This is a genomic window from Thermostichus vulcanus str. 'Rupite', assembly GCF_022848905.1.
GTDB classification, from domain to species: domain Bacteria; phylum Cyanobacteriota; class Cyanobacteriia; order Thermostichales; family Thermostichaceae; genus Thermostichus; species Thermostichus vulcanus_A.
This window is the reverse complement of the sequence record NZ_JAFIRA010000076.1, coordinates 1-6,895: the sequence shown is the minus strand read 5'-3', so window position 1 is coordinate 6,895 and position 6,895 is coordinate 1. Positions and strand designations below refer to the sequence as shown.

At 56.1% G+C, this 6,895-nt stretch carries 7 protein-coding genes and 1 pseudogene; 1 reads left to right on the top strand and 7 read right to left on the bottom strand.

Going from position 1 to position 6,895, the window contains the following annotated elements:
• Positions 1-181: 181 nt before the first annotated feature.
• From dusB to JX360_RS16700, 6 genes are all read right to left on the bottom strand, one after another.
• Complete coding sequence (gene dusB / locus JX360_RS16725; protein ID WP_244353226.1) at positions 182-1,255, bottom strand: tRNA dihydrouridine synthase DusB; 1,074 nt, start codon at positions 1,253-1,255, stop codon at positions 182-184.
• Positions 1,256-1,270: 15 nt separating this feature from the next.
• Complete coding sequence (rpsR, locus tag JX360_RS16720; protein WP_244353224.1) at positions 1,271-1,486, bottom strand: 30S ribosomal protein S18; 216 nt, start codon at positions 1,484-1,486, stop codon at positions 1,271-1,273.
• Between the two features lie 22 nt (positions 1,487-1,508).
• Complete coding sequence (gene rpmG, locus JX360_RS16715) at positions 1,509-1,703, bottom strand: 50S ribosomal protein L33 (protein WP_244353222.1); 195 nt, start codon at positions 1,701-1,703, stop codon at positions 1,509-1,511.
• Between the two features lie 90 nt (positions 1,704-1,793).
• On the bottom strand, positions 1,794-2,672 hold the full coding sequence (locus JX360_RS16710) for an RDD family protein (protein ID WP_244353220.1): 879 nt from the start codon (positions 2,670-2,672) through the stop codon (positions 1,794-1,796).
• Between the two features lie 43 nt (positions 2,673-2,715).
• A complete protein-coding gene (gene rnz / locus JX360_RS16705) occupies positions 2,716-3,678 on the bottom strand; it encodes a ribonuclease Z (RefSeq protein ID WP_244353230.1) in 963 nt (320 codons plus the stop codon).
• A gap of 188 nt (positions 3,679-3,866) precedes the next feature.
• Positions 3,867-4,004 carry a hypothetical protein gene (locus tag JX360_RS16700; protein WP_244353219.1) on the bottom strand — a complete coding sequence of 46 codons (138 nt, stop codon included), beginning with the start codon at positions 4,002-4,004 and terminating at the stop codon, positions 3,867-3,869.
• Positions 4,005-4,702: 698 nt separating this feature from the next.
• Here JX360_RS16700 and dnaN point away from each other — a divergent pair.
• Positions 4,703-5,932, top strand: a complete 1,230-nt coding sequence (gene dnaN, locus JX360_RS16695) for a DNA polymerase III subunit beta (RefSeq protein WP_244353228.1) — start codon at positions 4,703-4,705, stop codon at positions 5,930-5,932.
• A gap of 7 nt (positions 5,933-5,939) precedes the next feature.
• On the opposite strand, the pseudogene JX360_RS16690 reads toward dnaN, so the two are convergent.
• A pseudogene (locus JX360_RS16690) lies at positions 5,940-6,895 on the bottom strand (hypothetical protein); the annotation flags it as partial.

Here is a 6,895-nt window from a genome sequence, read left to right as displayed (position 1 = left end):
AGTGTGGTGGTGACCCGTTTCATGGGGACTATTGTATGTACTATTTCTGTTGCTGAATAAATTCAGCCTGTGCGCTTATATCCCCCGGTTAGAAACCGGGGGCTTTACGCTGCTTTTCGTAAGTCCCGCGCTGTACCCACAGGGTCAGCGTCGGGAGGATGTCACCATCCGAAGGGATCCTTCAGGCAGCGTTGGCAGAGATTGGATCCGCAGTATGATCCGACCGATCTTCTGGGCGGGATCCCTCTTGGCAGCGCTCCATGGCCTGCAGCAGCAGAGCTTCCCCTTCTTGTAGGGTTTCAATGCGACACAATAGGGCGCGAAATTGCGAGGCTCCGGCAAAGTCTTTAATGTACCAAGTCATGTGTTTGCGGGCCTGACGGATCCCGCGTTCCCCCTTGTATTCCCAGAGGCCACGCAGGTGTTCTAAAGCCATTTGAATGCGATCCAGGGGAGTCGGGGCTGGCTTTTCTTGCCCGGTTTTCAGGAAGTGATCCACTTCCCCCACCAAAAAGGGGTAACCCATAGTGCCCCGTGAGCACATCACCCCATCCGCCCCTGTTTCCTCAAGGCACTTCACCGCTGCTGCCACCGAGAAAATATCTCCATTGGCAATCACTGGGATGCGCAGGTGCTGCTTAACCCGGCGGATCCAGTCCCAACGGGCGGTGCCGTTAAAGCCTTGGGCGCGGGTGCGGCCATGCAGGGTCAGCAATTGGGCCCCAGCCTCCTGCAGACGATGGGCAAAATCCAAAATCGTAATCTCTTGATCCGACCAGCCCAAGCGGGTTTTCACGGTTACGGGCACATTCACCGCCGCCGCCACCGCTTCTACAATGCGTGCTGCGGTATCGGGATCCTTGAGCAAGGAGGAGCCACCGCCATTCTTGGTGATTTTATTCACGGGGCAGCCCATGTTGATATCCACAATCGTTGCCCCTTCGTCCACCGCCATACGGGCCGCTTCCGCTAAAAAGTGGGGTCGACAGTCGAACAACTGAATGCCAATTGGATCTTCTCCTTCGCCCACCTCCATGATGCGGGGCAAATCGTGGGCGTAGTGCAACCCCGTCGCGTTCACCATTTCGGTGTAAACCAGGCTTTGGGGGGCCAAACGACGCACTAACCCCCGAAATACTTTGTCAGTCACGCCCGACAGCGGGGCCTGAAACACCCGACTCAACACCTTCACCCCACCGATATCCAGAGGCTGGGCTAAGCGGGCTTGCAGTTCTGGCGAAAGAGTCAGGCTCATCGGGGATCCCTAGGGTTAGCCTTCTTTGTTGACGAAGTAGAGCAGACCCATGATCCGTGCCCGTTTGATCGCCACCGTCAGATCCCGTTGCTGCTTGGCGGTCAGACCCGTGATGCGGCGGGGCAAAATTTTACCGCGCTCGGTAACAAATTTTTTGAGCAGTTCGATGTCCGTAAATTTGATTGGGTCTCCGGGCTTGATGGGAGACATGCGGCGGCGGGCGTAAACCATAGGGCAGAGGGGATAAAAGGGACTACTTGATCTCTTTGTGGACAGTGTGACGGTTGCAGTGGGGGCAGAATTTCTTCAGCTCCAAGCGGGCCGTGGTGTTACGGCGATTTTTGGTGGTAGTGTAGCGGTTCACCCCCGGAGAACGTTTGTCAACGTTGGTACGGCACTCCGTACACTCCAGGTTGATGATGATGCGGACACCTTTTGCTTTGGCCATGATGGATCCCAGACTGAGGTGAGAGGCTGGCAAGACTCAGAAGCCACCCAAACTTTGGGTTACAACCAAGTATTCATATCGCAAGCGCAATCACCAATTATCTAACTTTTCTTTGACAGAATCAACCCAATTTCTCATCTGTTTGCCGGTTTGTTGCCGCAGACTGCGGGTATTTTGATCCATGTCTTTGCTCAGGCGCTGCATCTGTTTGGAGAGATCGCGCACCGTATCGTTCCGTTGGGCTTGGCTCAACAAGTCACGGGCAGCGGATTTCACGTCCTCGGCAGCATCCCCCTCCAGGATCCCTTCCAGGAATCGCATCGCCTTTTCGTCGAGGTGATAGCCCCGCTCCGACTCCACCACCAGGGTGCGTCCGGCACGGTCGTGTATGGTTTGGCGCTTTTCTTTGTCAAAGACGGCAAACAGGCCATCGGCAGCCAAAGGCACCAACAGCGCTTCCGTGAGCAAAAACAACGATAAGACACTCTCGCGGGCTACCGAGCGGATCAGGTGCGGAGAGGTCTCGGTTTCCGGATCCAGGGTTTTAATATTCAACAACCACTTGCCCAAGCTTTGTCCTTCAGGCCGGGATTGAAAATAACCGCGATTCACCAGCCAGACAGCGAAAAAGGCCACGTAGCCGGTCATATCCACCGCGCCTGCATTGGCCCCAAATAGGGATGCTAGCCCTTGAGCCACATAGGAAGCCCCTAGGCCCACGCCAAAATCGAGGGCAAAAGCGCCAATCCGTTTGCGCCAGGTGGCCAATTTCGGAATCGTCTCTATCGGAGCCGTCTGCGGCGCCGGAGCGGTTTTGGGGGCAGGCTGTTCCCTCTCAACCGGACGCAGGGGGGCAGGCGGAGGTAAGGCACTGAAGGTTTGCCACTCGCCGGAGCGTTGATCCAGTTGATCGGTTTTGGGCCGTTCTGGAAATTTGGGTCGTTCGGGATAAGGTCTGGGATCCGTCATCGCTGTTGTAGACAGTGGGTCTTCTCATTCTAGCGAGGTGGGCCTACACCCCGGTCAGTAGGGGTAGGGGGGCAGGGATCCGACGCGGGATTTCGTAGGTGAGGCGGTCGCGGGCCAGCATCGTCGGGGGGAAAATCGCCTGGGCCTCCGCCAACAGATCGGCCAACGTAATCGCAGCCTCTGGAGTATAGCGAGGGCTGAAGTGGGTCAGCATCAAGGCTTGGGCTTTCGCCTCGGCTGCCACCCGGGCGGCCATGGCGGCGGTGGAGTGTTTGGCGCGACGGGCCAGTTCCCGATCCGCTTCGGCATAGGTAGCCTCGTGAATCACCAGATCGGCGGCGCGAGACAGATCGATAGCATTGCGACAAAAGGTGGTGTCGGTACAGTAGGAGAACTTGCGACCTGGGATCGGATCCCCGACGTAATCCCGTCCGTGAAAGGAGCGGCCCTGCCAAGTGATGGATTGGCCTGCCTTCAGTTGTCCGTACAGCGGCCCAAAGGGGATCCCGTCGGCACGGGCTTTTTCCACATCAAAACTGCCCGGTCGATCCTGCTCCACGACACGATAGCCAAAGGCAGGCACGCGATGATCCAAGGGCGCACAGAACACGGAGTATTCCGGTTCCTGCAAAATCAACCCAGTCTCTACGGTGTGAATCTGGAAGGGGTAGGGGATCCGCGTTTCACTGTAGCGCAGCACCGCCTTTAGGTAGTCTTCCAGCCCGGGCGGGCCGTAAATGTCAATCCGTTCAGGGGTACTGCCCAAGCCCAAAGAGGCCAACAACCCTGGTAAGCCGTAAATGTGGTCGCCGTGCATGTGGGTGATAAAAATGCGGCGCAATTGGCTAGGGCGCAACTCATCCAGGCGTAACAACTGGTGTTGGGTGCCTTCTCCACAATCCAGTAGCCACCATTCCGACCGTTGCGGAAATTGCACCGCAATCCCGGAAACATTGCGCTGGCGGGTGGGCAAACCGGAGCTGGTGCCCAGGAAGGTAATCCGAATGGCGTTGGGATCCGCAGAATGACTCACGCAGAAGGGTGTTAAGGGTTGGGATCCCTAGCTTATCAATTGGGACAAGCACAAATCCCAAACCAGGAATAGGAAAGGTTTTGGCAACCGGATAGGGTAAGGCACACACCCAAGTTCCTCATCGAGTTCGCAGCGCTCCTGCAGAAGAGACAGCTACTCCTTCACCATCGCTTGTCCCGGCAACAGACGGGGTTGAATACCCGTTCGTGATCCTGGAGCTGGGCAATGGTGTCTAGGAGGGCTCCACGATGAAGGCTCTCCTCGTACTCAACGATCCGCACCGCAATCTCGTCTGCCAAGGGATCCCTCTAGGCCAGAAATAGAACCAGCCACAACAAAGCTGGCAGTGAAACTTTTCTTTCACAGCCTGTGGAAAACCTGTGGAAAGCAACCGTAGCTCGCCCAAGCCACGATGGGATCCCTAACCATATCTGGAGGGAGGATTCACTACATTAGGGGATCCCACACTGACTGTGTGTTAAGTTTTGTAACTTTGTCAGGAAATAGCAACATTTCCACCCTGATCAACCTGTGGAAAACTTGTGGAAAACTCCAAAAACCTGTGGAAAACCTGTGGAAAAACCCCCCAAGTTATTAACAGGTATAAATACCCTGTGGAAAACTGGCCAAGTTATCCACAGTTTTTCCACAGGTGGGGAATAAGGTCAAACGGTTGTAGTGCAAGGTTTTGGGGATCACTTTCCACAGTTTCCACAGCCCCTACTACTACTAGATCAAAAAATTAGATAGAGCAGGGATCGAGATCTTAAACTTCTCGCGCGCGAGATCTGTGTTTTGGCAAAGTTGCTGCAAGGGGCAGGGATCCAACTGGGGCAGTCGGTGTAGGATGTGCGTGTTCAGCCCTCAAGTGCCCCTCATGGTGCAAGCCCAACGTCCTACGGACAACACGGAGCGTCAACGCGTCAAGGAGACGGCGTTTTTGTCTCCGAGCCGCTTTGGCAAAGGCTCAGAGGAGGATCCCGCCCATTCCATCTTCCTGAGCCTGACCTGTGAGCAAGCGGATCTCAGCCATCACCTCGCGTCGGTGAGTCGAGCCGTGGCCAGTCGCCCTGCCCTGCCCGTTTTGGCCAATGTGCTGCTGGAGGCGGACGCGGACACCCAGCGAGTCGCTCTGACGGCTTTTGACCTGAACTTGGGCATTCGCAGTGAGTTTGATGCGCAGGTGGAGCATTCGGCTCGGACCACGTTGCCCGCCAAGCTCTTCAGCGACATTGTCAGTCGCCTACCCAGTGGCAAGATCACCCTGAGCCAGCTGAGGGAGGATGCTCCCGTGACCCTGACTTCGGCAGCTGGTCAGTACCAAATGCAAGGACTATCGGCGGAGGACTACCCCACCTTGCCCGAGGTTGGTGCCGGTGATGGGAGTGAACCCACACAAGCACTGGAGCTGAACATTGAGAACCTGTTGCAAGGGATCGGTCAAACCCTCTTTGCCGCTTCCGCAGATGAAACCAAGCAGGTGCTGACGGGAGTGCATGTCAAGTTGCTGGCCGGGGATCCGCCGTTGTTGGAGTTTGCTGCTACCGACGGGCATCGTTTGGCTACCGTGCAGACCGAGCTGAGAGAACTCCATTTTGAGAACAGTGACGGGATCCCAAGTGAATGGTCAGGGCAAAATCCGGGAGGGGTTGGGCTGGATTTCACGATTCCCGCCCGTACCCTGCGGGAGTTGGAGCGGATTCTCAGTAACCAAGCTGCCGCTCGCGCCAGCGGGACGGAGTCCTTTACGGTGCAGTTGCGGTTCGACCGGGCACAGGTGCAATTCGGACTCGATCGCCATTTGATCACCAGCCGCCTTTTGGATGGCCAATATCCCGACTACAAGCGCCTGATTCCCAGCCAGTTTGAGCGACAAGTGACCCTGGAGCGTCGTCCCTTGATGGAATCGCTGGAGCGAGTTGGAGTGTTTGCCGCCCAAAAAAACGACATCATCAAGTTTCAACTTTCCGCCGCAACCCAAACCCTGCAAATCAGCACCGAAGCTCCCGATGTGGGAAGCGGCCAAGAATCTCTGCCGGTACAGATGTCTGGGCCGGATCTAGAGCTAGCTTTTAACGTGCGTTACTTACTCGATGCCCTGAAAGTATTCCACACCCAGCAGGTGAGCCTGGAGTTAAACGGTGCGACACAACCCGCTATCTGGAAGCCAATTGGGGCGATGCGCTTGTGCTACCTGGTTATGCCGGTGCAGCTGCGGGCCACCTAAGAAGCCTTTAGGGATCCAGATAGGCAATCAAGCTGGCGCGGCGAGTGGGGGCAAATTGAGCACAGGTGTGGAGAATCGTCTCCAGAACAGGAGCATGACTGGCCTGAAACTGCCGCAGGACACTCTCTGGCTCCAACTGATGGGCAAACATTTGATGCACAACCTTGTGCCAAGTTTGGGTTACTGCTTGGCCTAGGCAGGAGTAGATGAATGCTGCCAAGGGAGAACGGGTGAGGTCGTGACGGGCGGTGCTGGATCGCCCTTTGTAGAGCAGTTCCCACACCACAGGGTTGTGGTTGGTGCTGATCCGCCCAACTTCGAGATGGATGGGCCAGGGATTCTGAGAGCTCAGGGGCTCATCCCAGTCTTGTCCGGGAGGTCGATAGCCCAAAAATAACGAGATGGGGCCATCCCCACCACTGCTTAAGGCCACCGCTTCCAATAGGCCAATTGCCAACAGTTTCACCCCGATGTATTCTTGCCCAATGCGGATATTCTGGGTAGCTTGTTCAGTCATCGCTTGCCAGGTTTCTGGGCTGGGGTAACCGCGGTGCCGCTGGAACACCCGTTGCGGATCCAAATTCAGGAAAAACTGCTCCATCCGCTGCAACACCCGGCGATACTCCACCACTGAGTAGAGGTTAAGCTCCAGTAGGCGTGGATCCATCTCTGGCAAGAGATCCCAGGTATGATCCAGAAAAACCCCCGCATCGGTAGAGGCAAAATTTCCGACATCGCGGTTGGTTAGCTCCACCGCATCCCGTAGTATTTGCTCAATGTGTTGTGAAGTCAGCCCCAACTGTAGCTCTTGATTGAGCTGCCCAATGCGGTGTTCTAATTGTTCTAGGCAGGAGTAGCCTTCCCCATTCACAGGGCGAAAGGGAATCGTGGCTTCAATGCTGGCGACAATCGCCACTTGATCTTGGAGAGAAAGCCAGGGTTCCAACACATCCAAGGCCAGAC